Consider the following 25,545-nt stretch of genomic DNA (forward strand, 5'->3'; position numbering starts at 1 on the left):
ATACAATCCGCGCCTTCCTTGTTCCCCCTCTCTCTGGAAACCTTCTATGAACTCTTTACTGGGTATTGTGGCCATTCTCGTTGTCGCGTGGCTATTATCTACCAACAGAAAAAACATTCGTTTGAAAACAGTACTACTGGCGTTTTGTCTGCAAGTCGCGTTTGCCTTACTTGTGCTCTATGTTCCTGCGGGCAAAAATGCGCTGAATACAGTGACGGGCGCTGTGTCAGGATTGATCAAATATGGGCAGGAAGGCATCGCTTTTCTGTTCGGCGGTTTGGCAACCGGCGGTTTCACTTTCGCCATTAACGTGCTTGGGATCATCATTTTCTTCTCCGCGCTGATCTCGGGTCTGTATCACATTGGCTTGATGCCCAAAGTGATCAATTTGATTGGTGGTGGCCTACAGAAACTGCTCGGTACGGGAAGGGCTGAATCGCTCTCCGCGACGGCGAATATTTTTGTCGGCATGATTGAAGCCCCCCTTGTGGTCAAACCGTACCTAAAGCACATGAGTGATTCGCAATTTTTTGCAGTGATGACTTGTGGTCTTGCCTCGGTTGCTGGTGGTACCTTGGTCGGGTATGCCTCGCTCGGTGTAGAACTGAACTATCTGATTGCTGCTGCGTTTATGTCGGCACCAGCGGGCCTGTTAATGGCGAAGATCCTCATGCCAGAGACAGAAACTGAGCCACAAGCGGCACAGATGGAAAACATTGAAATGCCAAAAGCCACCAATGTGGTGGAAGCGATGGCCGATGGCGCGATGTCGGGGCTACGCATTGCCGTTGCGGTGGGCGCGACACTGCTGGCGTTTGTCAGTGTGATTGCGCTGTTAAACGGCATGTTGGGTTGGATTGGCAGCTGGTTTGGTATCAGCCTGAGTTTTGAGCTGATCCTCGGCTATTTATTTGCTCCCGTCGCGTGGCTGCTAGGTATTCCTTGGCAAGAAGCGATCACCGCAGGCTCATTGATTGGCAATAAGATCGTTGTTAACGAGTTTGTCGCTTTTATTCAGTTGATGGAAGTGAAACAGCAACTAAGTGCTCACTCTCAAGCGATTGTGACGTTTGCGCTGTGTGGTTTCGCCAACATTTCGACCATGGCGATGCTGATTGGTGGTTTAGGTAGCTTAGTGCCGGAGAAACGTACCTTTATCTCGACCTATGGTTTTCGCGCCATTGCCGCTGGTGTGCTGGCAAACCTAATGAGCGCCTCGATTGCTGGTGTGATCTTAAGCTTGTAATTCGTCTACGCCATTGAACTTGGCAGATAGCATTGTCACTTCTGGACAAAGCCGATGCTGTCTGCCTTTATTCTTTCTCTTCTCCCTGATTTTCTTGTAACTCTTCTCTACGCGGTTCGCGCCTTTCCCACTGCTATTCCCTTTCTTTCTCATGCAAAGCGACAAGTAGGAGCATTTGATGGACGGCCAAAAAAGCGGTTACATGAAATGATGAAATGATGAAATGATGAAGAGATAAGGATTGAAGATTGGCGCTGTTAAGCTATTTTAGGCGAGAAAGCAAAAGAGAGAGCCGAAGCTCTCTCTTTCTAGGTGTATGGTCGGACTGAGAGGATTTGAACCTCCGACCCCCGACACCCCATGACGGTGCGCTACCAAGCTGCGCTACAGTCCGATGGCGTCTACTCTAATCGGAAGTTCTGGTTAGGTCAACACTTTGTTTCACAACAATAAAAGCTCGTTGATAGAATGACCAGTTTGCGCATTTAATGGCCAGAAAAAGTGAGCCACAATATTGAGCGCCGTAATGGCAAAGTTAATCACGTACGCGTTTAAAGATGATCGAGGTGTTAATGCCACCAAAAGCAAAGTTGTTGCTCATCAGATACTCGATATCCATCTCGCGCCCGTTGCCTGTGATGTAATCGAGATCGCCGCATTCGGGGTCGAGATTGTTGAGGTTGAGAGTGGGGTTAAACCAACCGCTGTTCATCATCTCAATCGCGATCCAAGCTTCAATTGCGCCGCAAGCGCCCAACGTGTGGCCAAAGTAACTCTTTAGTGAACTGATAGGCACCTTGCCGACGGCATTTTGTGTGGCGTTGCTTTCGGCAATGTCACCTCTGTCGGTGGCGGTGCCGTGGGCCGACACGTAGCCGATGTGTTTCGGATGTAGATTGGCGTTTTGCAGTGCCATCTCCATGCAGATTTGCATCGTTTCCATTTGTGGCTGAGTGACGTGCGCCGCATCGCAATTGCTGGCGAAACCGATAATTTCTGCGTAGATCTTCGCCCCTCGAGCCACCGCATGTTCATACTCTTCCAGCACCAGTGTTCCCGCGCCTTCGCCAATCACCAGCCCGTCACGATCTTTGTCGTAAGGGCTCGGCGTGGTTTTCGGTGCATCGTTTTTCAGACTGGTGGCAAAAAGGGTGTCAAAAACGGCGGATTCTGTCGGGCATAACTCTTCTGCTCCACCTGCGACCATGACGGTTTGGTAACCGTGCTTGATGGCCTCATACGCATAGCCAATCGCTTGGCTACCTGACGTGCAGGCGCTGCTGGTGGGAATCACTCGGCCACGTAAACCGAAAAACAGCCCAACGTTGACTGCGGTGGTGTGTGGCATCATCTGTACATAAGTGGTCGCGGTGATCGCTTTGGTGGTTTTATCGTTGAGCATCACGCCGAAAGCACCGATCGCATCGGTAGAGCCAGTTGATGACCCATACGCGATACCGGTTTGGCCATTGGTTAGCACCTTATGACCTATTAAGCCTGCTTGCTTGAGCGCATTTTCCGTTGCGACGGTGGCGAGCTTGGAGACGCGCCCCATGCCGCGTACCTGCTTGCGTTTATAGTGCGATGGGAGTTCAAAATCGACCACGGGGGCGGCGAGTTTTGTGTTTAGCCCTTCATATTGCGCGTAGTTTTCCATGTAGCGCGTGGCATTTTCTAAGGCTTTGAGACGCGGCTCAACGCAGGCCCAATCATGACCAAACGCGGTCACACCAGACATGCCAGTGACAACGACTCTGCGGTTCATATTAAACCTCCGTTGACCGAAATCACTTGGCGGGTAACATACCCGGCGATGTCGGACATCAGATAGCTGACCAAACCAGCAATCTCTTCAGGTTGCCCCATACGGCGCATCGGCACTTGCGGTAATGCATGTTCTTTGACGTGTTCATCGACCATACCTGTATCGATTAAGCCGGGCGCAACACAGTTAACGGTGATTTTGCGTTTCGCCAGTTCAAGTGCCAGCGATTTGGTTGCGCCAATCACACCCGCTTTTGCCGCTGCATAGTTGGTTTGGCCACGGTTGCCCATCAAGCCAGACACCGATGCCAGCGTGACGATGCGTCCACCTTGACGCTTTTGCACCATCGGCATGACGCATGGGTGCAGCACGTTGTAGAAACTGTCGAGATTGGTGTGGATCACGCCATCCCATTCTGCCTCTGTCATCGCTGGAAACGCAGTATCGCGTGTGATACCGGCATTGTTGACCACGCCATAATATGCGCCGTGAGCGGCGATGTCGCCTTCAAGCTGTTCTCGGCATTGGGTGCGATTACTGATGTCAAACTGGATTAAACGGCCTGTGCCGCCCTGTGCCTGAATGGCTGCTAAGGTTTCTTCAGCGCCGTTTTTATCTCCCATGTAATGAACGGCGACGGAAAACCCATCTTTTGCCAATTGAATCGCAATGGCTTTACCAATTCCTTTACTGGCCCCGGTGACTAACACTTGTCGGGTCATTGTTGACTCCTGATTTTCATTTCTTGTAATTTTTCTTCGGTTGGTACGTAAACATTCAACTGGCATTGTGCAAGCAATTGGCCAGCCAGTTCGATTTGACCGCTAAAGACGGCCATACCGCTGTCTTGCATGATTTGTTCGGCGAAAATATCCAGCGTTTGGCCCTGGAGGAAAAGATCGCAATGGGCTTGATAACGGCGGCTGCCGAGTAAGAAACCGATCGGTGGTTGTTCGCCTTTCTGCAGTGCATGATAACCAGACCAAGCGGCAATCGACTGAGCCATAAATTCAATGCCGACGTAAGCGGGAATGCTGCATGTTTCGCTGTCAAAAAAGACATTGTGTTCACCAATGTCTACTTGGCAGTGAATGCGAGTTGGCTGTACGTCTATCGCGCGATCAATCAAAATCATCGGCGCATCGTGTGGCAGCAGAGTGGCGATGTCAGCAAGGTTATTCATGAGTGAGTCCAAAAATTAGCGCAATGTTGTTGCCACCAAAGGCGAATGAGTTGCTTAAAATCGCTTTCTTCTTAAGCTTGGTAGGCGTTTCCACCAAGCGGATTGCAATATCTTCTGCTTTGTTCTGGCATCCTTGCTGCGGCAAATCCAGATCGTATTTGAGGATGTTCCAAGCGATAGCCGCTTCTACCGCGCTGGCGGCGCCCAAGGTATGACCGGTGAGATGCTTGGTTGAGCTGACGGGCACTTTGTCACCAAATACACGATAGATGGCTTTGCTTTCCATGCTGTCGTTGAGTGGGGTAGCAGTACCGTGTGCGTTGACATAGCCAATATCCTCGGCAGAAAGATGGGCATCGAGCAGTGCCTTTTGCATCGCTTCTTCAGCGCCGTTGCCTTGAGGATGAGGTGCGGAAATATGGTGCGCATCTGAGCTGTCGCCGCAGCCAAGCAGAGCGACATCACTGGATTCTAAGCTCAGCAACATAAAAGCCGCTGCTTCGCCGATATTAATCCCATCGCGATCGGCACTAAAGGGCTGACAATGCTGGTTTGACAATGCTTCTAAACCGTTAAAACCGTTGAGGGTTAGACGGCACAGGGTGTCTACGCCGCCGACAATCACAGCATCGGCCATACCCGTTTGCAACAAGCGTTTGGCCGAGATAAACACGCGGCCGCTGGATGAACAAGCGGTCGAGATGGCGTAGCTTGGGCCTGTGAGGGCGAAATAGTCGGCGACAAAATCACTGACGTTGCCGAGTTCTTGTTTTCGGTAGTGAAAACTGTGAGGAAATGCACCGCTTTGGATCTTCTCTCGATAGGCGATTTCACCGTCGGCAATGCCGGAGGTGCTTGAGCCGATGACAACCGCGATACGATGACAGCCAAAGCGCTGCTTGGCTTGCTCGACTTGCGCTGCAATTTGTTTTAACGCTGAGAGCGCTAGACGGTTGTTGCGTGTGTCATAATCCGTCAGTTGCAGCGGCATGTCAGGCAAAGGTTGGGTCACTTTTCCGACGACCGTTGCGGTTTGAGTGTTGAGCAGCGAAGGCTCAACGATCATTTGTTCGCTGCGGTTTAGCGCTAGGCATTGATGGATCTGCTCTGGGGTTGAACCTAATGCAGAATGAAAGCCACAGCCATGAATATAAATGGGTTGAAAAGAGTGCGAATTCATTTGGCTTATTACAGTTAGGGTTGTGTTATCTGGTAGTTGAGCGTCTCAATGGTAATACTGTAGTGATTTTGCACCGAGTAAAAATGGACAGTGCCGTCAAAACCGCGGCCATTCTCATACTCAATCTGGAGCGTCTCTTTCCCGTTATTATCAATGATGGTGCGCTGATTGGTGCTATCAATAAGTTGCCACTTTACCTGATTTAGCGGTGCTTCCCAAGCTTGTTGCGGCCAGAGCGTGATCATCAGATTAAAAAGAACCTGCTCCGGCTGCGGTAGGGTATTTTCTAACCCGCTTAAGACTTGCGTTTCTATCTCGCCATCTTGATAAGTTAGTGAGAGCAGCCGTGTTCCCCACGACGAGAAACCCGCCAACACCACTTTATTCGCATCGACTTGCAACTGTACAGGAAGCTGCTGGGTCTGCTGGCCTTGTTCTGCCTGCCACGTGGCCGTGATGAGCTGAGTGGCGCTGATATGTTGGCCCAGTTCACTTGGTGAGGGTAAGGTGACCTTGACCTCTGGCGTTATCTGCACTGTTGAAAGTGGAGCAGACGGTGTCAGAGCGCATCCTTGCAGCACAAAGCTGACGATGGCCAAAAGCCATAAGCGTGAAAGCGTCACGATGATTTTCCTTTGTTGTCAATCGCCATTGGTGCCAGAAGCCATGCGACAAAAATGCCACTTAGGACCGTTAGGCCAAAACTGTGAATGGCGTGTGTGGCACTCAGTGCTAGCAGGCCAAACGACAGCAGGGTGGTGATGGCGGAGAGTGTCACCGCGAGCAAGGTGCTGTGACTTGCTTGTTGCTCGGCAAAAAACAAGGTGTAGTCGATACCAATGCCAATCACCAACACCAGCGCAAGCAGGTTAAACAGATTGAGTGTGGAGCCAGTGAACACAGATACTGCCAGACCAGCAAGGCAGGCGATGAGACATGGTAGAACGATGCGCACGCTGTGTCGCACTCCGTAGCGCCAACTGAGTAAGCTGAAGATAACCAGCAGAGCGGCGCCGATGAGTTCCATCACTTTGAGGCGATACTGGCTAAGCAGCTGCGAGATATCTTCTGTTTTGTTGAGATAAAGGATTTCGGCATCTTGCTCGGCAAACTGTTTGATTGCGCTTGAATCACTGACTTCTTTGAGCAAAATTGCGGCAGAAACCTTTTCGTCGATCAGCCCAAGATACATAAAACGCACCGGCTCGGAGACGGGAGATTGCAGATAATCTTGTAAAAAGACCGGATCAAAAGCCGCATCGAAGCTGGCGACCTGCTTGAGCCCCAAACTTTGGCTCAGTGAGCCGGAAAACCCCTGATAAAGCGCTTTGATTAACTGATAATCCTGCTGCTGCTGGGTGACCGAATGGATCGTTTGTGCAAGGCTTTGATGAGCAGAAATGAGCCCCTTATGTTGCCAATCGGCCAGCGTGGGTTCCAGTGACTCTAAGCGCTGCAGCAGTTTTTCGTTGTTCTCGGCGCGAACAAGCAACATTTGCTGTGAGGCGTGCACGCCAGTGAGCTGTGCGATGACACTCTCTTGGCTCTTGAGCTGTGGCGGCAGTGCTTGCAACTGGCGGATATCATCGTCGTAACGGATCTGGGTAACGGCGAGTAGGCTGGCTAGGGCAATAGCTGCGGGAAGATAAACAGCGACGCGTTTTTGTTGCCAGCAGGCAAGCCAAGCCTGCCAGAGAGCAAGGCCCGGTAAAGAGCGTTCTTTTGATGGGCGCGCAGCCAGCCAGGGATACCAAGCGACAACGGTTAAGTAGGCAGCAAGAAGGCCTGTTGCGGAGAAAAGCGCAAGCTGCTGTAAACCGGGAAAAGGCGCAATCAGTAAGCCCAAATACCCAATTAAACTGGTGATCAAACCTAAGGTGATGGCGGCAAAAATGTGTTGCAGCCCCGAGATGCTGTGCCACTTTCTGCCAGCGGCTAAGCGGTCAGTGAGGTAGTGAAACGCGTAGTCAATCGAAACGCCAATCAGGCTGGCACCAAAGACCAAACTGAACAGATGAACTTTGCCAAACAGCCACAAGGTGACACAAAACGCCACCAGTAGCCCGATAGTGATAGACAGCAGGGCGAGTAGCAGTGGGGTGGCGCTACGAAACACCCAAAGCATCAATAGTACAATGCCTGCAAGCGATGCCATGCCAATGGTGCTGATCTCTTGCTTGGCGCTTTGAGTGCCAAAATCGGCGTAAAACAGCACCCCCGTATGGTAAAACTCACTACCCGTCTGAGTCGACAGTTGCTGTTGCCACTGTGAAATCTGCGCGACCGCGCGTTGGGCATCCAAACTGTACGGCGAATCGGCTAATTGTGCGCTGAGCAACACATAGGTGGTGTGATCTTTCTCCAGGGTGAGGAATCCATCGCGTACCTTAAACGTGCCCGCGCGCTGTGAGAGCTCATTGAGATAATCACGAAACATCAGAAAAGGATCGTTAGCGAGCTCAGTGCCAGTCACGCCGGAAAAGGGGTTATACAACGACTGAATCACGTATTGCACTTGCTGCTGGGGTTGTTCATTGAGCCTTTGTCGCTGCTGTGCAGTGAGAAACTGAAAGCGATGAGTGAAATAGTAGTTGGCCCACTGCTGCTGAGCGTTGGCATCAATCTCGCCAATCACTTGATGGAAATAGCCGCTTTGTTGCAGCTTTTCCGCCAGTTGGCGACTGGCTAAAAAAGCAGAGGAGGCGTCTTGGTTAGCCACCACAAACACCACCTGTTTGCCCATCGAATCAGCCATGTGCGAGAAGGCTTGTTCGGCCACGGGATTTTGTTTGTCTTGTGGCAAAAGCTTGAGAATATCCGTTTCGATCGGGGCGCTTGCGCTTTGGTTCCACAGTTTCAGCAGTAGAATGAGCGCGGCGATCACGAGTGCAAGCCAGCCAAAGGCGAAGAGAGGAGATTTAAAACGCAAACTGCTGCTGCTCCGTGCTGGTCAATTGAGCGGGTTGATGGCTGTGTGCTTGGAAATGTATTTCGCTGCGATCGCCACGTTTTTCCAGCAGTTCAATCTGCTCTATCTCATCTTCGCCCTGCAAAACAATACGCTCAAACACCGCATTTAAAGGGGCGGATTTTGGCGCTAAGGTCAGCGTCCATTTGGCATCATCGGTGCTGAGTGACAGGTCAAACTCGTTTTGTAAGGCGTTGGTATCGCCATGAAATACGGCTAAAAAAATCCGGCTGAAGTAAAATGCCATCGGATTTTGTGCCGACGTGATCACCTCTGGCGCTTGACCAGCAATACTCTGCCTGAGTTTATCTTGTGTCAGCACCAAATTGACCGGAAACGGCGCTGTTTGTTGCCACAGCAAACCGTGCTGCTTATCCAACACAAACTGACCTTGCGAGCTGAGGGGCTGGGCAAACATCTGCAAATGGCGAAGCTGGGTAAACTGGCCGCGCACCAGAGCATGACTAGAGAGCTGCTTTTGCAGCGAATCTAGGTTGTCCACCTTGGCAAAGGTGACGAAAGAGAACAGGCTTAGCAGTAGACAAAGCGGTTTTTTCAAGCGGTTTAGCATTGATATTTTCCATGCTGATGCCACTGTGCCACACGCTCAAGGAGTGCCGCTGGCGAGGCAAGGCGCATCTCTTTGTCTTCAATCCCCACCGCCACTTGGGTGGTGTGGCCTTTTGTCATGCGTTGACCAGTCTGAGCATCGTAGATTTCATAGTGGACACGCAGCCGATTTTCCCATTCCGTCAGGCGGGCTTTGACCCGAATCGGATGATTAAACGCAATGGCTCGGACATACTTTACCTGAACATCAATCACTGGCCACATAAAGCCCGATTCGGTCATTTTGAGATAGCCGTAATCGATTTTCTCCATCATTACCCGGCGAGCTTCTTCAAAAAAGCGAAAATAGTTACCGTGATAAATCACGCCCATCGGATCGGCGTCTTGAAAGGAGGTGACCAACGTCACCTCCGCTTCCAGAGGGTAAAGTATGTCTGTCATAGAACCTCTTAATACAATGACCAGTGGCGCTGTTGAATACGCGTGATAAAGTGGCGCAGGTCCTTCTCTAGCGGGCGATCTTCGCTTACAAAATCAAACTCTTCCAACACGTGAGCGCACATCGCACGCAGTTGGTCGCTCATATGTTGCTGGTTCAACTCACCGCGACGACGACGAATTTCGATCGCTTGTGTGGCGGCAAGCAACGAGGCTGCGGCCACTTGTTCCGTCAGCTCCAGTACACGTAGACAATCGCGCGCGGCGATAGTGCCCATGCTCACTTTGTCTTGGTTGTGACATTCAGTTGAACGTGAGAACACGCTGGCTGGCATGGTGTGCTTCAGTGCTTCTGCTGTCCAAGCGGAAATGCCGATCTGCACCGCTTTAAAACCGTGGTTGATCGGTTTGCGCTCGCCTTCAGCACCACTTAGGTTAAATGGTAGGCCGTTATTGAACTTATAGTCCATTAACTGCGCCATTTGTCTGTCCAGCAGATCCGCCAAGTTGGCAATCGCCGTTTTTAGCGTGTCCATCGCCATAGCGATGTGGCCGCCGTAGAAATGGCCGCCGTGCAGAACGCGTTCATTGTCGCCATCGATGATGGGGTTGTCATTGGCGCTGTTGAGCTCGTTTTCGATCAATTGGCGCAGCCAAGGCAGGGCGTCTTGCACCATGCCAATCACATGTGGCGCACAGCGCAGCGAGTAGCGATCTTGCAGACGGTCACTGTTACGCGGCGGTTGTTCAGCCTTAAGATCGGCACGCAGCCACGCCGCGATCTGTTGCTGACCTGGGTGCGGTTTGACGGCAAAAAGGGCTTCATCGAAATGGAAGTCATTGCCTTGCATGCCAACCGAAACCATCGCGGTGATTTTGCTTATAAGCTGAGTGAGATATTCGGCCCGTTTAAACGCTAGACAAGCGAGTGCGGTCATGACCGAGGTGCCGTTCATCAGCGCCAAACCTTCTTTTGGCCGCAGCTTAATAGGCTGGATCCCCAGCTCAGCAAACACCTCCGCGGTGGCACGTTCTTGGCCGCGATATAACACTTCGCGCTCGCCAATCAAGGCCGCTGCAAGATAGGAGAGCGGCGTGAGATCGCCACTAGCGCCGACCGAACCTTCTTCTGGGATGCGCGGGGCGATGTCGTGATTGATCAGCGTGACAATCTGCTTGAGTAGCTCGTGACTCACGCCAGAAACACCTTGCGCGAGTGAGCAAAGCCGTGTCGCCAGTACCGCGCGCGCTTGTTCATGAGTGAGTACTTTGCCAAGGCCGCAGCCGTGAAAGCGAGTTAAGTGCAGCGGAAGCTCTTCAACCAGTTGGCTTGGAATTGCCACAGTACAAGAGTCACCATATCCGGTGGTGACACCGTAGATAACGCCTTCTTCTTTGAGTAACTTCTCTAAAAAAGCCACGCCACGGTCGATTTTGGCGTTGAACTGGGCTGAGTCATTTAAGCGGGCTTTTGCCCCCTGTGCAATTGCGCTGACGTCTTCAATCGTCAGGCGTCCCTGCCCAAAGGTGATGTTATGTTCTGTTTGCGTTGTCATGTTGCTGATCTGTCAGGTTCCAAAAATCGAAAAAGTTATACCACTGCAAAGGAGCTTGCAGCGTGTAATGTTCTAAGCGTTGCGCGTATTGTTGCACAACCATTTCTAAAGCGGCCTGTCTCTCTTTGCGAGGCAGAACAATTTTGTCGCTAAAATGCTCGAAATAGACATCAAAATGCGCTGTGGAACTGGTGTCATCCCGTAAACCAAACAACAAATAAACCGGTGCTTTTAAGATGGACGCCAGCATAAATGGCCCCTGAGGGAAAGGTGCTGGCTTGCCGAGAAAATCGGCCCAGACCGCTCGGCTCTCTTTGCTGGTGGAGGTGCGGTCGCCGACAATCACTATCCACTCACCTTGCTCAATTTTCTGTTGCAGCAAGATAGCGGTGTCCGGCCCTAACGAACTTACTTGGATCAAGTTCAGCTCCGAGCTCGGATTCACCGCTTTCATCACTGCGTTAAAGCGCTCGGCATGCTCAGTGAACACCAGCGCATTGATCTTGACGTCAGTATGGCGTCGCCCCAGTGCGCGACACAGCTCAAGGTTGCCTAAATGTGAGCCTAAGATCACCACGCCCTGCTTATTCGCGACCATTTGGTCGAACTGTTGTTGGCCGTGAATAGTAAGATTGTGCGCTGAAAAGTCACCTTTCCACGCGGCCAGTTTGTCGAGCATGGTGTGACCAAACGAGAGCAAATGATTGTAACTGGTGAGGTGGTCGGGTAGCTCGATCTGCTTGTCACTGGCGTAGTGTTGCAACTGGGCCAAATAGGTTTGCGAGGCGCTTTTTGCCTGCTTGCCTGTGGCATGGTAGTAGCCGATCACTAAACGCAAAATTAGGTTGAAAGTCGGCCTGCCAAGCAGAGTGTAAATCGCCAGCAGCAGCTTAATCCCGAGCACGGTGCCTTTTTCCTGCTGTTTGGACCAATGGGTTCTTAGTTGCGAATTGGGCTTTTTTCGGCCTAGAAGTTTGGGAATACGCGGCAACATGCCGAAAAATAGCCGAGTGTGCATCCAACTGATTTTGACATTGTCCCACAGCGCATCGAAGTGGGAGATGCCGCCTTCGGGGTAAATGACCCGAGTTTCGATAAACTCAATGTCGCTCCCTTCCCAGTACATCCGCACTAAGATCTCGATATCAAAATCCATCCGACTGCCAATTCGGTACTTATTGAGCACGCTGACGGTTTTCGCCACCGGGTAGGCGCGAAAACCGCACATGCTGTCTTCGATGGCCAAGGATAAGGTTTCAATCCATACCCAAACGTGCGTCACGTAGCGTCCATAGAGTCGAGATTTAGGCACGCTCGCATCGTAAATCGGCTTGCCGGAGATGAGGCGCTCGGGATGCCTTTGAGACGTTTCAAGCAGTTTTGGCAGAGCTTGAATATCATGCTGCCCATCGGAGTCAATCTGGATAGCATGAGTAAAACCGAGTTTATTGGCATGGCGAATCCCCGCCATGACTGCGCCACCTTTGCCTTGGTTGTGCGCCAGCCTGACCAAATGAACATTGTCGCGCTTTGCTTGCCGCTCAAGTTGCTGCTGTGTAATGAGGTTACTGCCGTCATCAACCAAAATAATCGGCAGTTGGTATGGCAGTAGGGCATCAATGACCTGACCAACGGTGCTACCGTGGTTGTAGCATGGGATCAAAAAGCAAGCGTGGTAATTACTCACTAGGGTTCCCCAACTTCATTTTTCCAGTAGAGTGATTGACCACTGTGCCATTTCGTTGTGACGTGTAGGCAAACTGCAATTTTTGTTTTTCGTCATCCCATTTGAGCTGTAGCGACACTTCGCTATCTGGCAGAATCGGTTCTTGGAATTTGATCACTTCCATGCCTTTAAAGGAAGGTGGCGTATGCAAAAACTCCTTGGCATAAGCGACCGCCCAATCAATTTGGGTCACGCCCGGCAACAACGGAAAATGACTAAAGTGACCGGAAAAGTCCAGTATGTCGTGATCAACACGCAAATGCAGTGTGGCTTGGTTTTGTTCGACCATAACGGATAACAGCGTTGGCTTTCTTTTTGGGGTCATGATGTTCTATTTTTTGTCATTAATTGGACTGAAAAAGCATCTCGATTTCGTTGTTCAGCCGTTTTCCTTGGCTGTTGAGTGGAATGTGTTCCACTAGGCGATAGCGCCGAGGTACGGCAATCGGCTCTAGCCACTGGCGCAGCTCAGCGCGCAACTGCAACCAGAATTTGCCTTTGCCGATATCTTCTATCTGTTGTTTGCCTGTCTGATTTAAGACCAGCGCGGCGACCAGTACTAAGCGATCATTTTCCTGCATCGGTATGACTGCGCTTTCGCTGATCCATGCTAACTGCTCAAGACGCTTTTCCACTTCGACTAACGAAACGCGTTTCTCTTCGATTTTAATCACGCGGTCAGTGCGTCCTTTGAGGATAAATTGTCGCTCACCGAGCAACTCACATTCATCGGCGGTCTGATACCAGTGGTGCGGATCGATATGCGGAGAACGTAAACGTAAGCATCGTTCTTCATTGAGCATAACCTCAACGCCGGGGAACAGCGTCCACGGTTGCTGGTCGCAAACCTGCTGGCGATAGGCAATTCCGCCCGTTTCGGTGCTGCCAAACACTTCAATCGGCCACTGAGTAAACAACTGTTGCGCATCGTGGGCGGCCTGAAAACTCAGTGGTCCGCCGGATGAGAAAATAGCCGCGAAAGCGCCAGTCTGATGCTCCTGACCCAAACGTTTTAAGAGCGCAGGGCTACTGATCAGCGCGACTGTCTCCCCAGCGTGGGCGATCAACTGCTCAGGATATTCCAAGTTATAGCGTGCAAACGCTCGACCTGCGCACAAAGGCCACAACAGGCGAAATAGTAAGCCATAAATATGCTGATGGGAGACAGTACTCTCAATGCGACAGTTCGTCAGTTGAGCGCCGAACAGACGCTGTAAGATCTCAATCTCGATATCAAGTTGTTTGATTGTTTTGGCGATTGCTTTTGGCACTCCACTCGAGCCAGAAGTAAATAAGGTCAGAGTGAGGTTTTCCACATCCAGCGGCTCAAACACATAGCTGGCGCTTTCCATCGACTCTGACTCAAGCAAAAGATGAGGAAGTGACGTGCTTTGCGCAATCTTATGATCGCAAAGGAGCAGATCAAACTCACTGCTGAGTTCTGTCAAAGCGGATGGCTGATAGTTACCCGGCAGAATGAGCGCTTTCTGGCTGTAACACAAGGCAAAAAAGCCCACGGCAAAGTGGTAGCTGTCCAAACAGCACAGGGCGATCTTTTTCGCCGGCTCGCGGTTGAGTCGTTGGCAAAGTGCGGCAACCTGCGCCGAGAACTGCTGCCAGTGGAGCTCTCCCTGCGCATCAAATGCGATCGGGTGATTGGGCGCTCTGCCAGTTGCCAAAAGCGTCGACAAAGAGAGAAATGGTTGAGTTTGACTCATCGAATGTTTAGTCCTTGCGAACACGTTGGCGTACGATCCACTCTCCGGCAAATAAGCTCCCCGCTGCCAAATAGCTGATCAAACCGTTGTACAGTGTCCAGACGTGCAATGGCTGAAAGCAGGTATACAGAGCGATGGCCGCGTTGCAGACAAAAAATGCGCACCACACTTTGGTGACGGTGCGCGTGTAGCGCACGCCACTTTCAGGCAGATCCGGTTGCTGTAATCTGGCCAAACGTTCAATCACCGTTTGTGGTTGAGTTAAACTGAGGGCAAAAACGGCCAGCATAGACAGGTTTATCACCACCGGATAAAAGGTCAGCCAGCCTTGCTGCTTGAAAATTGCCCCAAGCGTGACCAGAGTGACACCGACCATGCCGCTTAATACTGCCAGATGTTTCAGCTCTTTAAGCTTGGCCTGATGGCCAGAAAAGATTCTTAGCAGGAACACTGCGCCTAAAAGGAGAGCGACCACGTTAAGACCAAGCTTATCGATACCGAAGTAAACCGCAAATGGGTAAGCGAGCAATACGATTGCAGACAGAACTGTCAGCAATGTGCGCATCGGTTAGCCCTTCACGAGTTCAACAACCGCGTCCACGACATCATTGACGGTACGTACGGTTTTAAATTCCTCTGGTTGAATCTTTTTACCGGTCACTTTTTGCAAGTGGACCACAAGGTCAACCGCATCAATGCTATCTAGATCTAGGTCCTGATACAGATTGGCTTCGGGCTGGATATCATCTTCATCCAGCTCAAATAGCTCAATCAGAGCGGCTTTTACTTGCTCAAAGACTTGTTGTTGATTTACTACTGACATATCAGGGCCTACTAAATTAGTGTTCGGTTTGTGAAGAAATATAATTCGCCAAGTTAGCTACAGAGGCGAAGTGTTGACGGGTGTTATTATCATCCGCATCAATAACGATATTGTATTTCTTTTTAATGGCCAAACCGAGCTCTAATGCATCGATAGAGTCTAAGCCTAAACCATCACCAAACAGCGGTGCTTGCGTTTCGATATCATCAATCGAAATGTCTTCAAGGTTAAGGGCGTCGATGATCAGTTGTTTGATTTCGTTATGTAGTACTTCCACTGGGACCTACTTATATTGACTGATATTGTGAAAAAAACCCGAGAATGAGCGCAAAATGCCATAAGAAGGGCAAATAAGTCACTTAACTTGGGAAAATGGTCTTAGCCAGATGTTGATTTAATCTTCTAGCTGCTGACGTTGGGTTGCTAGTTTGCTCTATAAATGGTTTTACCTCAACCTTATGTTTTACCTCTATATGAAAGAAGGGTTTGGTCTCTGGCACTTGATACCACTTTTTCTCTTTTGTTAGAAAACTAGGCGTTACGGTAATGTGCACAACGCGCATATCGCGCTCAGTACGAACTGCCACTTGGGCAGCGCCGCGTTGTAAACTAGATTTTATTCCAGGTGTTGTACGGGTTCCTTCAGGAAATACCAACAATACATTTCCACGCGCAAAGCGCTGTTCACACTGGTTGAGTAATTCATCAGGGGATTTATTGGGAATATAACCAGCGCCTTTTACGACGTGCTTCATAAAAGGATTATCCCAAATCGCCGCTTTAACTAAACAATCGCATTGTGGCAACTGTGAGGCAATTAACACGTAATCAATCAAACTGGGATGATTGGCAATTATTAAACAGTTCTTATCACTGGCTAAAATATCAGCGCCGGTTATTTTGTAGTCGATCGCGCCAGTGTATTTCATCAACTTGCAAAGCAGATTGAAGGTTATTTGGATCGTGTTTTGTACGCGATATTCACGCCGCGTTTGATCTTTTTCAAGCAAGTGAATGAGAGGGATAACCACAAAACTCAGTGCTAATCCACCAATACCAAACATGGCAAAACAGAAACCCGTGGCGACAATACGCCAGTACTGACCAATTTTTCTCATCTCTGTTGCCATATCCAAGTGTGACGACGAGTGGAAACTGGCCATGTGCGAACTGAACTCGCCAGATAGTGTTGCAAAAATTGCAACGCTTGTGGGCGTGGTGTGACTGGATCCACACTAGGTGCGGCTTGACTGATGGTGAATTGCTCACCTTGGCTAATCACCAATGCAAGGGCATAACCGCGGTACGATTGTTCTTCGAACTCGGCATAATCCTCGGGCAAAGGCTCATCGAAATCCACCAATAAGACCTTTTTGTCAGGGTGTTGCTGTAAATAACAGAAGGTTTCAATTAGAGCGCTGTGGAAGGTATTTTCGCCCGCGGCGATAGAAGTCAATGGAATGGACTTTTTACTGGCGATGGTGGCCAGCCCAGCTGCGGTATTATGCACAGATTGAGAAAACGCCATGGGCGAGGCCTCTTCACCTAGTAAAATATCTTTAACTAATGCGATGCTGCGATGTAACTCTCCATGCCGACTGGAAAAAACCATATAATCTACCGAGGTTTGCGAAAGTAATTCCAGTGCGCTGTGCACCGCGTGTTTACTTAATTCGCTCATCCGCCGACGCATCATTGCTGGGATATTAGTAAATATCGTTTCGCTATTTTCGGGATATTGACCGTTCAAAGCCCAATCTTGCCAAGCTTGGCGATCATTCAGTCCAACTGAACTTGCATACCACTTTTCAATATTTAAACAGATAAAAGAGGATGAAATTGACATAGGTTGTTGATTTGTTTCCAACGGAGTTCATACTAAGGGCTTCTATTTCGTTTGAATTCAGGAGCAATATCTAGATGAACACCTTTAAAATTATAATTTCTTTTTGTTTGACGTTGTTGTTAGTTGGCTGTGGTCGTTTACAACCAATTATGGAGATACAGGATACTCCGATCAGTTATGATCTTCAAAGCAAACAAGTGAAAAGCGCGATAGTGTTAGCAGCAACAAAGCGTGGTTGGGGCATTACCGAAGTTGAACCGGGCGTTTTGACCGCAAAACTGCATCTTCGATCGCATATTGCAGAAGTCATGATCCCTTATGACACTAAATTTTATTCAATTCTTTACGTTAAATCAGAAAACCTAGATGAAGATGATGGCAAAATCCATCGCAACTACAATCGTTGGATCAATAACTTAAATGTTGATATTCAACGTCAGCTTGCGGTTACGGCTAATCAGTAACCTCTTCTTTTAACTATTAGTTAGGTTTTTTCGTGTTAAATCATAATTTAGACCCTTACAACGCTTTACAAGCAAAAACAGAGGCACAGAAACTCTCCTTTGCACCGATTTTATTTCACACCGCTCGAACGTTGAGAGATTTGAATATCCTTACGGTCCTCGACGCCGCTGGTCAGGCGGGGTTACCTGCTGTGGAGATTGCGGAAAAAACCGGCGTCTCCGAATACGGTGTCAAAGTGTTGCTGGATATGGCGTTAAGTGCACACATTGTGGTGTGGAAAAAGCCTAACTACGTGTTGGCAAACGTTGGTCATTTTTTGCTGCATGATGGCATGACCAAAGCCAACATGGATTTTACCGCGGACGTTTGTTATGCGGCGATGATGCATCTGACGGAATCGATTACCACAGGCACACCAGCAGGGTTGAAAGAGCTCGGCGACTGGAACACCATTTACGAAGGGCTTTCACGTCTACCGGAGAAAGCAAAAGAGAGCTGGTTTAAGTTCGATCACTATTACTCCGACCGTTCCTTTCCGATCCTGCTAGAGCGGGTGTTTGCCGACAAACCCCAACACATCGTAGACATTGGTGGAAACACCGGAAAATGGGCTCTTCAGTGTTGCAATTATGATCCGGATGTCAAAGTGACCATTGTCGATCTGCCACGCCAGTTAGAACTGGCGATGTCCAATGCCCGTGAGCAAGGTTTTGCTGAGCGAATATCCCCTTTCCCAGCCAATATGCTGGATAAAAATCAGCCTTTGCCGACACAAGGCGATATCTGGTGGATGAGCCAGTTTCTTGACTGCTTCTCGCCAATGGAGATTCTCAGCATTTTGACTCGCGTTAAAGAGAGCCTTCAGCCCGGAGCAGTAGTGTATATTCTTGAGCTCTTTTGTGACGCACAGAAATACGACGCCGCATCTTACAGCCTTAATGCGACCTCGCTGTACTTTACCTGTTTGGCCAATGGCAACAGCCGTTTTTACCGCAGTGACGATTTTCTGCAAATTGTCGCTGAAGCGGAGTTAGAGGTGATTGAAAGAACCGACAACATCGGTCTTGGCCACACCTTGCTAAAACTGGTCGCAAAATCACATTAAAAACTCAGGATAAAATGAGATGCAAAAGCAATCGACTCAGGTTGTGATTATCGGTGCTGGCCCATCTGGGTCGACGGCCGCTGCGCTACTGAAAGCGCAAAACATCGACGTCATTGTATTGGAAAAAGCGCTATTTCCGCGTTTTTCAATTGGTGAGAGCTTATTACCCGCTTGCATGGAAGTGATTGAACAGGCGGGTATGCTAGATGCGGTGAATCAGGCTGGTTTTCAATTTAAAAATGGTGCCGCATTTAGAAAAAACGGCGTTTACACCGAATTTGATTTTACTGACAAATTTACCCCCGGCCCAGGAACGACTTATCAAGTCCAACGCGCGACGTTTGATAAAGTGCTGGCCGATGATGCCGAACGTCAAGGGGTCGAGATTCGCTATCAACACGAAGTCACTCGCGTTGAGATGAGAGGCAACACGTCACTGCTGAGTGTGAAAGACGAGCTTGGCCAGGCTTATCAGTTAGAGGCGAATTTCCTACTGGATGCCAGCGGCTTTGGCCGGGTGCTGCCTCGCTTGCTTGACCTTGAAGAGCCCTCTTGTCTGCCACCACGCCAAGCGATTTTTACCCATATCGTTGACCATATTGATACTGGGGACATGGCGTATACCCGCGACAAAATTCTTATTTCCGTGCACCCACAACACGCCGATGTCTGGTACTGGTTGATCCCATTTTCTAACGGCGTTTGCTCTTTGGGTATCGTCGGTACGCCAGCATTTTTTGCCAACTACCCGCAAGATAAAATCTCGGCGATACAGCAGCTTGCTAGCGAAGAGCCCGGTTTGGCGAAGTTGCTTAGCCGCGCCCAATACCCCAATCCGGCTGGGGAGCTTGGCGGTTATTCGGCCAACGTGAAGCATTTGGCAACGGAACATTATGCACTGCTTGGTAACGCCGGTGAGTTTCTTGACCCAGTGTTCTCTTCTGGCGTAACCATTGCGATGAAATCAGCTCAATTCGCCAGTGCTTGTGTGGCAAAACAGCTCAATGGGGAACGGGTAGATTGGCAACGTGACTATGCGCAGCCGCTCATGGTCGGGGTGAACACTTTCCGCACCTATGTCGAAGGTTGGTACGATGGCACCTTGCAGGATGTGATTTTCTTTGAAGAGCCCAATGAACGAATTAAGCAGATGATTTCCTCCATTTTGGCCGGATATGCTTGGGATGAAGCAAACCCGTATGTCAAGGAATCGCAGCGCCGTTTAGCCTGTCTTGCTGAATTTGTCCGCCAAGAGAACGCGGCGATAAAATAAGGGTCTGCACGCAGTGCTCACTTGTCAAAAGGCTCGCTTGGGCCTTATTTGAGTGATTGTCAATGACAACAAATTATTTTGCTGAATGATTCGCGTATTTTATAAATTGTTCTTGTGTCTGAGCTGGAGATACATAAGGTGTGTGCTTTCGTTTCGTTATTGAGACACAAGCCAAAGAATATCTTAAAGGGAGTTAGGGTTAAGAATGAAAAAATGGCTTTCTACGCTGGCGTGTAGCGCCGCAACGATGGCATTGTCAGCCTCAGCGCTGGCAATGGTTCCCCCGGCACCGATTTGGCATGAGATAGTGCTGCCGGATGGTTCCAGTACTCAAATTCGCCTGCAGGGCTCGGCCCATTTTAGCTGGTTCGAAGATGAGCAAGGCAATGCTCTCATCCAGCAAGGGGATAACTGGTACTTTGCTGAAATCCAAAGTGATTCAACAGGCGCTCAACTGATTTCAACCGGAGAGCTTTTGCTTGCGGGCGCGCTAGCACCGACGCGTTCTCAATTACGCCCGCCGCTTAATTTGCCTGACGCCCTTAACACAGACAGTGCTAACCAAGTTCTCCGCTCACGCAGTTTTACCCCCAACAAAAGGCTGGCTCGCAGTGCTTTCTCTGCGCCAGCGCAGCCGTTTGAACAGCCGCTGTTGGTGGTGCAAGTTTCCTTTTCCAATGTCAACATGGTGCACGATTTTACCGAGCGAGTGTTTGGTGAGGCAGGGCAGAGCGTGGTGGATTACTACGCGAAAAACTCGGCCGGTCAGTATCAAGTCGTACCCGCGAAAGAAAGCTTTGGCACGGCGAATGATGGTGTCATTGATATTACGCTCGATCAGTTCCATCCCAGCTGCCATGATTCAGCCTGGTGTACCAACCGCCTCAACAGCATTTTTCAGGAAAGTTATCAAAAACTCGATCAATACGTCGATTTCGCCCAATACGATGTCAACGCGGATGGCACCATTGATCCCACCGAACTGTCAGTAATGTTTGTCTTCGCGGGGGGCGATCGCTCCACAGGCGTCGTCAATCGACCTTCGATCTGGCCTCACATGTATTACCACAACGACGCCCCCGTTGATGGGAAAACCATTTCTGCTTACTGTTTGTTTGGTGATTATCAAGTCGATCACCAAGCTACACTCGGGGTGATTGTCCATGAACTGGGCCATCTGATGCTTGGCCTGCCGGATCTCTATTCTTACAAACACGATGGCTCCGTTGGCCAGTGGGGTGTGATGGGGGCGGGGTCTTGGGCCATGACCCCGGATGATCAGTACGCCGGTGACACGCCAGTCAATATGAGCGCGTGGAGCAAACACGCTTCCGGCTTTGTTGCGCCGCAGGTGTTGAGTCAATCGCAAGCGGCAGTGCAAGTGGCAAACGCAGAGGCGGGGCTTATCTATCTTGACCCTTATTTGAAGGAGTTTGGCCCGCGATTGTATGTGGAAAATCGTCGCAGTGTCGATTACGACCGCGCTTTGCAGGCCGAAGGGATGCTGGTGACCTCGGTTAACGTCAACAATGCATTTAACGAAACTGGCCCAATGCAGGTGCAGATCATGCAAGCTGACGGATTGGGCGAACTGGAGCGCGGCGGTCGTGCCGACAGTGCCGACATCTACCCGGGTCTTTATGGCAATACTCAAATTTCGGACAACTCACAGCCGAATTTAACCAGCGTCGCTGGCTTTGAAACTGGCGTTAGCCTCACTGGGATTGTCAGTGGTGAGCACGCTGCGCGTTTTGATTTTGTCAAACCGCAAGATGGCGAGAAGTTCGCTTGGTTAACCAGTTTACGCCGGAGCTATGTGCAAGCGGAAGCGGGCAAAGACGCGCTGGCGTTTGAAGTGAATTTGCCCAAAGCCACCCAGATTGATGGCGTTCAACTCTATTACCAAGTGGTGAATAGCTCGCTGCCAGTTCGCTATACCGTTTCTCGCTATCCACAAAATGGGGCAAACTTTGCCAATCTGCTGTTAGACAGCAGCCAGCAAGAACGATTAGCCGAAGGGGTAGTGAGCCGCTCTGGCCGAGTGATGTTTAGTACTCCCGCAAAGCTCGCCGTTGGGACTCATACCTTGGTGGTGGAGTTGCAAAATGCCGTTTTGGAGCAAAACTATCTCTTCAGTGATTTACAGAATATGGAGCCGACGGATGAGAAAAAAGCGTGGCTCGGTAGCCGGTTAGAGAAAGAGAGCAATGGCCTGAGTAAACTGCTCGGTTACCAAACGGTGGCTTTTGCTGCGCTGTTTGATGTCGACCTCGCAAGTTTAGTCCAACCTATGGCAGATAAGGTTGAAGTTGATAAAAACGGCTCGGTGGCGTTGGATGTGATGACCAATGACAATATGGACGCGGGTTATGTGTTCCAGGCCGAACTGGTTTCGCCACCGACTAACGGCACAGTCACAAACTGGGTTTACACGCCGAAAACCAACTTTGTTGGGCAAGATCAATTGACCTATCGCTTACGTTCGACCGCTGGAAACCTTGTTTCTTCAGTGGTGACGGTCGAGATCGATGTTACGGGCAGCAACGCGGCTCCGCAAGCCAAAGCGTCAGTTGCCGAGGTTGCACTGGTCGCAGGAGCACGGATTACGCTGCTGGGTGATGCAAGCACTGATGCCGACGGTGATGAGCTGCAATATCAATGGCGACAAATATTTGGACCCCAAGTTAACTTGAACAATGCCAGCAGCAGTACTGCCGAATTTGTGGTGCCAAAAGAGGTGATAATGGGCAATACGCTGGCTTTCGCGCTAACGGTCACTGATCCAAGTGGCTTGAGCGATAGCGCCACGATTCAGCTTGAAGTGGCTAACAGTGCACCGATGGCGAAGCAAGATGCCATCAGCCTCTCCGCTGGCTCTAGTGTCGACATTATGGCGTTATCCAATGACTACGATCAGGATAACCACGTACTGACGCTCATCTCGGTATCAACCCCAGAGTTCGGTTCGGCCAGCGTAGCGAACAATCAAATTCACTACCAAGCGCCAAACAGTGTGGCGCAGGAAACTGTGGTGACGCTGGAGTACCAAATTCAGGATGCAGAAGGGGCAATTGCCAGCGGAACGGTGCTGGTAACGGTGACACCAGAGATCAATGCGACCTCGTTTACCGCCAGCTCTTCTAGCGGTTCATCCGGCGGTTCGCTTGCCGTACTACCTCTGCTATTTCTCGCGTTACTTGGGCGCAGACGCTCGCGCACCTAACTCAGCTAAAACGCGCCTTCGGGCGCGTTTTCACTTTAGGCTCCACCGACAGAGCCATATGGCACAAGCAATTTCCCTGCTGCCAATCGGTGTTTGTCACCTTCACTCTGTGCTAGTTTGGAGAGGATTTCTCTTTTTTGGAGCCCTTTATGTCTGCTTGGCCATCGGTCACATTCTCACAGCGTTTTTCTTCGCTTCCTCGCGCCTTTTATACTGCGGTTAAGCCGCAGCCGCTGCAAAATAGCCACTGGGTGGTGTGGAACGCACCTTTAGCCGCCCGTTTTGCTTTGCCGGAGGTTGCGGATGAAACCTTGCGCTGCGCTTTTGCGGCTGAGCAAGTGCCGGATTGTTTCTCGCCGCTGGCAATGAAATACGCCGGGCACCAGTTTGGTGTCTATAACCCCGATTTGGGCGACGGTCGCGGCCTGCTGCTGGCCGAAATGCAGGACAAACAGGGCAACTGGTTTGACGTGCATCTCAAAGGGGCGGGGCAGACGCCGTACTCGCGCATGGGCGATGGCCGTGCTGTGCTGCGCTCAACCATTCGTGAATATCTGTGCAGTGAAGCCATGGCGGGGTTAGGCATTGCCACTACGCGCGCGCTGGGGATGTTGAGTAGCGATACCCCAGTTTATCGCGAGCAGACCGAGCGCGGCGCGCTGCTGATCCGTTTAGCCACCACTCACATCCGTTTTGGTCATTTTGAGCACTTTTTCTATACCAATCAGTTGGCTGAGCACAAACTGCTGGCTGACAAAGTCATCGAATGGTATCTGCCGCAATGCCAACAAGCGGCTAAGCCTTATTTGGCGATGTTTGAGCAGATTGTCGCGCGCACTGCACTGATGATTGCGCAGTGGCAAGCGGTCGGTTTTGCTCATGGGGTGATGAATACCGACAACATGTCGATTTTGGGCGAAACGTTTGATTACGGCCCGTTTGGGTTTCTTGATGACTACGAGCCGGGCTACATCTGTAACCACTCCGATTATCAAGGTCGCTATGCTTTTGATCAGCAGCCCAGAGTCGCCTTGTGGAATCTCTCTGCCCTGGCCCACGCGCTTTCGCCATTGATCGAACGTGCCGACTTGCAAGCCGCGTTGGCGCAGTTTGACGTTTTATTGGGTCAGCACTTTAGCCGCTTGATGCGCAGCAAATTGGGTTTGAACGCGCGACTTACCGGAGATAGTGAGTTGTTTGACCGACTATTCGCCCTGCTGACGGAAAACCGCACCGATTACACCCGTTTTATGCGCACGCTGTCGGAGTTGGATCGCCATGGCAAACAAGCGGTGATCGATCTCTTTATTGACCGAGAGTCGGTAACGCGCTGGTTGGATGATTATCTGGCGCGCTGCCAACAAGAAGTGCAAGCAGACGGTTCGCCGCTGTCAGAAAGTATGCGCTGCGCGGCCATGCGTCTGGTGAATCCTAAATACATTTTGCGTAATTATCTGGCCCAGCAAGCGATAGAAAAAGCGCAGCAAGGTGATTTTAGCCAAGTGCAACAACTGGCAGAGCTACTTCGCCGTCCTTACGATGACGCACCGCAATTTGAGCACTACGCGCGTCTTCCGCCTGAGTGGGGTAAGAAAATGGTCATCAGCTGCTCTTCCTAACTGTGATCCAAACGCGGATTTGCCTCAAATTTCACTAAACTATCTCTCATTATTGATTGGCGAAATCGATAGACTATGTAAATGAATTGTAATGATAGGTAGAGGCGAATGCAGGAAGTAAGCCGAATTTTGGTGGTTGACGACGACGAAGAGATCCGTGAGCTGTTGGATGAGTATCTGACGCGCAGCGGATATCAGGTAAGAACCGTCGCCGATGGTGTACAGCTCAAAGCACATCTTAGCCAAGAGGGCTTTCCGGATTTGATCCTGCTCGACATCATGCTGCCCGGCGAGGATGGTTTTAGCTTGTGCCAGTACATTCGCCGTGAATCGAGCGTGCCGATCATTATGCTTACTGCTGTCTCGGAAGAGACCGATCAGATCATTGGCTTAGAAATTGGCGCTGATGACTACATCGCGAAACCGTTTAATCCGCGCCACCTGATCGCCCGCATCAAAGCGGTGTTGCGCCGTGTGCAAGTTCGACAAGAAAAGGGCAGTGATACGCTGCCAAAGCAAATTCTGTTCGGTGATTGGAGCCTAGACACTCTGGCCCATCGCCTTACCCATCAGGAAACGCAAACGCAACACGAACTCTCTGGCAGTGATTTTGCTTTGCTGATGCTGTTTCTGACTCGGCCAAATGAGGTGCTGGATCGCGACACCATCTCCTATGCAACTCGAGGGCGAGAATCACTGCCATTCGAGCGCGGTATCGATGTGCAGTTGAGCCGTTTGCGCCAGCGTTTGGGCGACAGTGCGCGCTATCCGCACTACATCAAAACCATGCGCGGCAACGGTTACATTCTCTCTGTCCCTGTCAGTTATGAACATTAAGCGA

24 protein-coding genes and 1 tRNA gene are annotated in these 25,545 nt (G+C 50.4%); 7 read left to right on the forward strand and 18 right to left on the reverse strand.

Annotated features, from left to right (window positions below; genetic code table 11):
- The first annotated feature begins 46 nt into the window (after positions 1-46).
- Positions 47-1,246 (forward strand): NupC/NupG family nucleoside CNT transporter, encoded by a 1,200-nt coding sequence (locus I3X05_RS04395; protein WP_337970974.1) that lies wholly within the window; start codon positions 47-49, stop codon positions 1,244-1,246.
- Between the two features lie 317 nt (positions 1,247-1,563).
- Here I3X05_RS04395 and I3X05_RS04400 read toward each other — a convergent pair.
- The 18 genes from I3X05_RS04400 to I3X05_RS04485 all read right to left on the reverse strand — a co-directional run bounded on the left by I3X05_RS04400 (position 1,564) and on the right by I3X05_RS04485 (position 17,019).
- A tRNA-Pro gene (locus I3X05_RS04400) sits at positions 1,564-1,640 on the reverse strand.
- 141 nt (positions 1,641-1,781) lie between these two features.
- Positions 1,782-3,011 carry a beta-ketoacyl-ACP synthase gene (locus I3X05_RS04405; RefSeq protein ID WP_045570984.1) on the reverse strand — a complete coding sequence of 410 codons (1,230 nt, stop codon included), beginning with the start codon at positions 3,009-3,011 and terminating at the stop codon, positions 1,782-1,784.
- A complete protein-coding gene (locus I3X05_RS04410; RefSeq protein ID WP_045570983.1) occupies positions 3,008-3,733 on the reverse strand; it encodes a 3-ketoacyl-ACP reductase FabG2 in 726 nt (241 codons plus the stop codon). Before I3X05_RS04410 ends, I3X05_RS04405 begins: the two co-directional genes overlap by 4 nt.
- Complete coding sequence (locus I3X05_RS04415; protein ID WP_045570982.1) at positions 3,730-4,194, reverse strand: hotdog family protein; 465 nt, start codon at positions 4,192-4,194, stop codon at positions 3,730-3,732. The genes I3X05_RS04410 and I3X05_RS04415 overlap by 4 nt, the downstream gene beginning before the upstream one ends.
- Positions 4,187-5,374, reverse strand: a complete 1,188-nt coding sequence (locus I3X05_RS04420) for a beta-ketoacyl-[acyl-carrier-protein] synthase family protein (RefSeq protein ID WP_045570981.1) — start codon at positions 5,372-5,374, stop codon at positions 4,187-4,189. The genes I3X05_RS04415 and I3X05_RS04420 overlap by 8 nt, the downstream gene beginning before the upstream one ends.
- A 14-nt stretch (positions 5,375-5,388) precedes the next feature.
- A complete protein-coding gene (locus I3X05_RS04425) occupies positions 5,389-5,937 on the reverse strand; it encodes a DUF3261 domain-containing protein (protein ID WP_413470429.1) in 549 nt (182 codons plus the stop codon).
- A 56-nt stretch (positions 5,938-5,993) separates the two neighbouring features.
- Positions 5,994-8,303 carry an MMPL family transporter gene (locus tag I3X05_RS04430; protein ID WP_045570979.1) on the reverse strand — a complete coding sequence of 770 codons (2,310 nt, stop codon included), beginning with the start codon at positions 8,301-8,303 and terminating at the stop codon, positions 5,994-5,996.
- Complete coding sequence (locus I3X05_RS04435) at positions 8,293-8,913, reverse strand: outer membrane lipoprotein carrier protein LolA (protein WP_045570978.1); 621 nt, start codon at positions 8,911-8,913, stop codon at positions 8,293-8,295. Before I3X05_RS04435 ends, I3X05_RS04430 begins: the two co-directional genes overlap by 11 nt.
- The gene (locus tag I3X05_RS04440; protein ID WP_045570977.1) at positions 8,907-9,353 is read right to left on the reverse strand and encodes an acyl-CoA thioesterase; all 447 of its coding nucleotides are present in this window, start codon (positions 9,351-9,353) and stop codon (positions 8,907-8,909) included. Before I3X05_RS04440 ends, I3X05_RS04435 begins: the two co-directional genes overlap by 7 nt.
- 8 nt (positions 9,354-9,361) lie before the next feature.
- Positions 9,362-10,906, reverse strand: a complete 1,545-nt coding sequence (locus I3X05_RS04445; RefSeq protein ID WP_045570976.1) for an HAL/PAL/TAL family ammonia-lyase — start codon at positions 10,904-10,906, stop codon at positions 9,362-9,364.
- Complete coding sequence (locus tag I3X05_RS04450) at positions 10,884-12,593, reverse strand: glycosyltransferase family 2 protein (protein WP_045570975.1); 1,710 nt, start codon at positions 12,591-12,593, stop codon at positions 10,884-10,886. The genes I3X05_RS04445 and I3X05_RS04450 overlap by 23 nt, the downstream gene beginning before the upstream one ends.
- The gene (locus I3X05_RS04455; RefSeq protein WP_045570974.1) at positions 12,586-12,957 is read right to left on the reverse strand and encodes a 3-hydroxyacyl-ACP dehydratase; all 372 of its coding nucleotides are present in this window, start codon (positions 12,955-12,957) and stop codon (positions 12,586-12,588) included. The genes I3X05_RS04450 and I3X05_RS04455 overlap by 8 nt, the downstream gene beginning before the upstream one ends.
- A 19-nt stretch (positions 12,958-12,976) precedes the next feature.
- Positions 12,977-14,350 carry an AMP-binding protein gene (locus tag I3X05_RS04460; protein ID WP_045570973.1) on the reverse strand — a complete coding sequence of 458 codons (1,374 nt, stop codon included), beginning with the start codon at positions 14,348-14,350 and terminating at the stop codon, positions 12,977-12,979.
- A gap of 7 nt (positions 14,351-14,357) precedes the next feature.
- Positions 14,358-14,915 (reverse strand): hypothetical protein, encoded by a 558-nt coding sequence (locus tag I3X05_RS04465; RefSeq protein ID WP_045570972.1) that lies wholly within the window; start codon positions 14,913-14,915, stop codon positions 14,358-14,360.
- Between the two features lie 3 nt (positions 14,916-14,918).
- Entirely contained in the window at positions 14,919-15,173 is a 255-nt protein-coding gene (locus I3X05_RS04470) for an acyl carrier protein (RefSeq protein ID WP_039424926.1), read from the reverse strand.
- Positions 15,174-15,189: 16 nt separating this feature from the next.
- A complete protein-coding gene (locus tag I3X05_RS04475) occupies positions 15,190-15,450 on the reverse strand; it encodes a phosphopantetheine-binding protein (RefSeq protein ID WP_045570971.1) in 261 nt (86 codons plus the stop codon).
- An 82-nt stretch (positions 15,451-15,532) separates the two neighbouring features.
- Positions 15,533-16,291 (reverse strand): lysophospholipid acyltransferase family protein, encoded by a 759-nt coding sequence (locus tag I3X05_RS04480; protein ID WP_045570970.1) that lies wholly within the window; start codon positions 16,289-16,291, stop codon positions 15,533-15,535.
- Entirely contained in the window at positions 16,288-17,019 is a 732-nt protein-coding gene (locus tag I3X05_RS04485; protein ID WP_045570969.1) for a beta-ketoacyl synthase chain length factor, read from the reverse strand. The genes I3X05_RS04480 and I3X05_RS04485 overlap by 4 nt, the downstream gene beginning before the upstream one ends.
- Before the next feature lie 74 nt (positions 17,020-17,093).
- On the opposite strand from I3X05_RS04485, the gene I3X05_RS04490 reads away from it, so the two are divergent.
- The 6 genes from I3X05_RS04490 to I3X05_RS04515 all read left to right on the forward strand — a co-directional run bounded on the left by I3X05_RS04490 (position 17,094) and on the right by I3X05_RS04515 (position 25,541).
- Complete coding sequence (locus I3X05_RS04490; RefSeq protein ID WP_045570968.1) at positions 17,094-17,483, forward strand: hypothetical protein; 390 nt, start codon at positions 17,094-17,096, stop codon at positions 17,481-17,483.
- A gap of 32 nt (positions 17,484-17,515) precedes the next feature.
- Entirely contained in the window at positions 17,516-18,589 is a 1,074-nt protein-coding gene (locus I3X05_RS04495; RefSeq protein ID WP_045570967.1) for a methyltransferase, read from the forward strand.
- Positions 18,590-18,608: 19 nt separating this feature from the next.
- Positions 18,609-19,862, forward strand: a complete 1,254-nt coding sequence (locus I3X05_RS04500; RefSeq protein WP_045570966.1) for an NAD(P)/FAD-dependent oxidoreductase — start codon at positions 18,609-18,611, stop codon at positions 19,860-19,862.
- Positions 19,863-20,067: 205 nt separating this feature from the next.
- Positions 20,068-23,085: a M6 family metalloprotease domain-containing protein gene (locus tag I3X05_RS04505; protein WP_045570965.1), complete on the forward strand. Its 3,018-nt coding sequence runs from the start codon at positions 20,068-20,070 to the stop codon at positions 23,083-23,085.
- Positions 23,086-23,234: 149 nt separating this feature from the next.
- The gene (locus I3X05_RS04510) at positions 23,235-24,704 is read left to right on the forward strand and encodes a protein adenylyltransferase SelO (RefSeq protein WP_045570964.1); all 1,470 of its coding nucleotides are present in this window, start codon (positions 23,235-23,237) and stop codon (positions 24,702-24,704) included.
- 108 nt (positions 24,705-24,812) lie between these two features.
- A complete protein-coding gene (locus I3X05_RS04515; protein WP_045570963.1) occupies positions 24,813-25,541 on the forward strand; it encodes a response regulator in 729 nt (242 codons plus the stop codon).
- Positions 25,542-25,545 lie beyond the last annotated feature (4 nt).

The organism is Vibrio navarrensis, assembly GCF_015767675.1.
Lineage (GTDB): Bacteria > Pseudomonadota > Gammaproteobacteria > Enterobacterales > Vibrionaceae > Vibrio.

Coding starts and splice junctions, on each gene's coding strand:
- I3X05_RS04420 (WP_045570981.1), bottom strand. CDS start 5,374: ATGAATTCGCACTCTTTTCAACCCATTTATATTCATGGCTGTGGCTTT.
- I3X05_RS04485 (WP_045570969.1), bottom strand. CDS start 17,019: ATGTCAATTTCATCCTCTTTTATCTGTTTAAATATTGAAAAGTGGTAT.
- I3X05_RS04470 (WP_039424926.1), bottom strand. CDS start 15,173: ATGTCAGTAGTAAATCAACAACAAGTCTTTGAGCAAGTAAAAGCCGCT.
- I3X05_RS04395 (WP_337970974.1), top strand. CDS start 47: ATGAACTCTTTACTGGGTATTGTGGCCATTCTCGTTGTCGCGTGGCTA.
- I3X05_RS04465 (WP_045570972.1), bottom strand. CDS start 14,915: ATGCGCACATTGCTGACAGTTCTGTCTGCAATCGTATTGCTCGCTTAC.
- I3X05_RS04415 (WP_045570982.1), bottom strand. CDS start 4,194: ATGAATAACCTTGCTGACATCGCCACTCTGCTGCCACACGATGCGCCG.
- I3X05_RS04480 (WP_045570970.1), bottom strand. CDS start 16,291: ATGAGAAAAATTGGTCAGTACTGGCGTATTGTCGCCACGGGTTTCTGT.
- I3X05_RS04405 (WP_045570984.1), bottom strand. CDS start 3,011: ATGAACCGCAGAGTCGTTGTCACTGGCATGTCTGGTGTGACCGCGTTT.
- I3X05_RS04440 (WP_045570977.1), bottom strand. CDS start 9,353: ATGACAGACATACTTTACCCTCTGGAAGCGGAGGTGACGTTGGTCACC.
- I3X05_RS04490 (WP_045570968.1), top strand. CDS start 17,094: ATGAACACCTTTAAAATTATAATTTCTTTTTGTTTGACGTTGTTGTTA.
- I3X05_RS04455 (WP_045570974.1), bottom strand. CDS start 12,957: ATGACCCCAAAAAGAAAGCCAACGCTGTTATCCGTTATGGTCGAACAA.
- I3X05_RS04500 (WP_045570966.1), top strand. CDS start 18,609: ATGCAAAAGCAATCGACTCAGGTTGTGATTATCGGTGCTGGCCCATCT.
- I3X05_RS04445 (WP_045570976.1), bottom strand. CDS start 10,906: ATGACAACGCAAACAGAACATAACATCACCTTTGGGCAGGGACGCCTG.
- I3X05_RS04460 (WP_045570973.1), bottom strand. CDS start 14,350: ATGAGTCAAACTCAACCATTTCTCTCTTTGTCGACGCTTTTGGCAACT.
- I3X05_RS04410 (WP_045570983.1), bottom strand. CDS start 3,733: ATGACCCGACAAGTGTTAGTCACCGGGGCCAGTAAAGGAATTGGTAAA.
- I3X05_RS04515 (WP_045570963.1), top strand. CDS start 24,813: ATGCAGGAAGTAAGCCGAATTTTGGTGGTTGACGACGACGAAGAGATC.
- I3X05_RS04510 (WP_045570964.1), top strand. CDS start 23,235: ATGTCTGCTTGGCCATCGGTCACATTCTCACAGCGTTTTTCTTCGCTT.
- I3X05_RS04435 (WP_045570978.1), bottom strand. CDS start 8,913: ATGCTAAACCGCTTGAAAAAACCGCTTTGTCTACTGCTAAGCCTGTTC.
- I3X05_RS04505 (WP_045570965.1), top strand. CDS start 20,068: ATGAAAAAATGGCTTTCTACGCTGGCGTGTAGCGCCGCAACGATGGCA.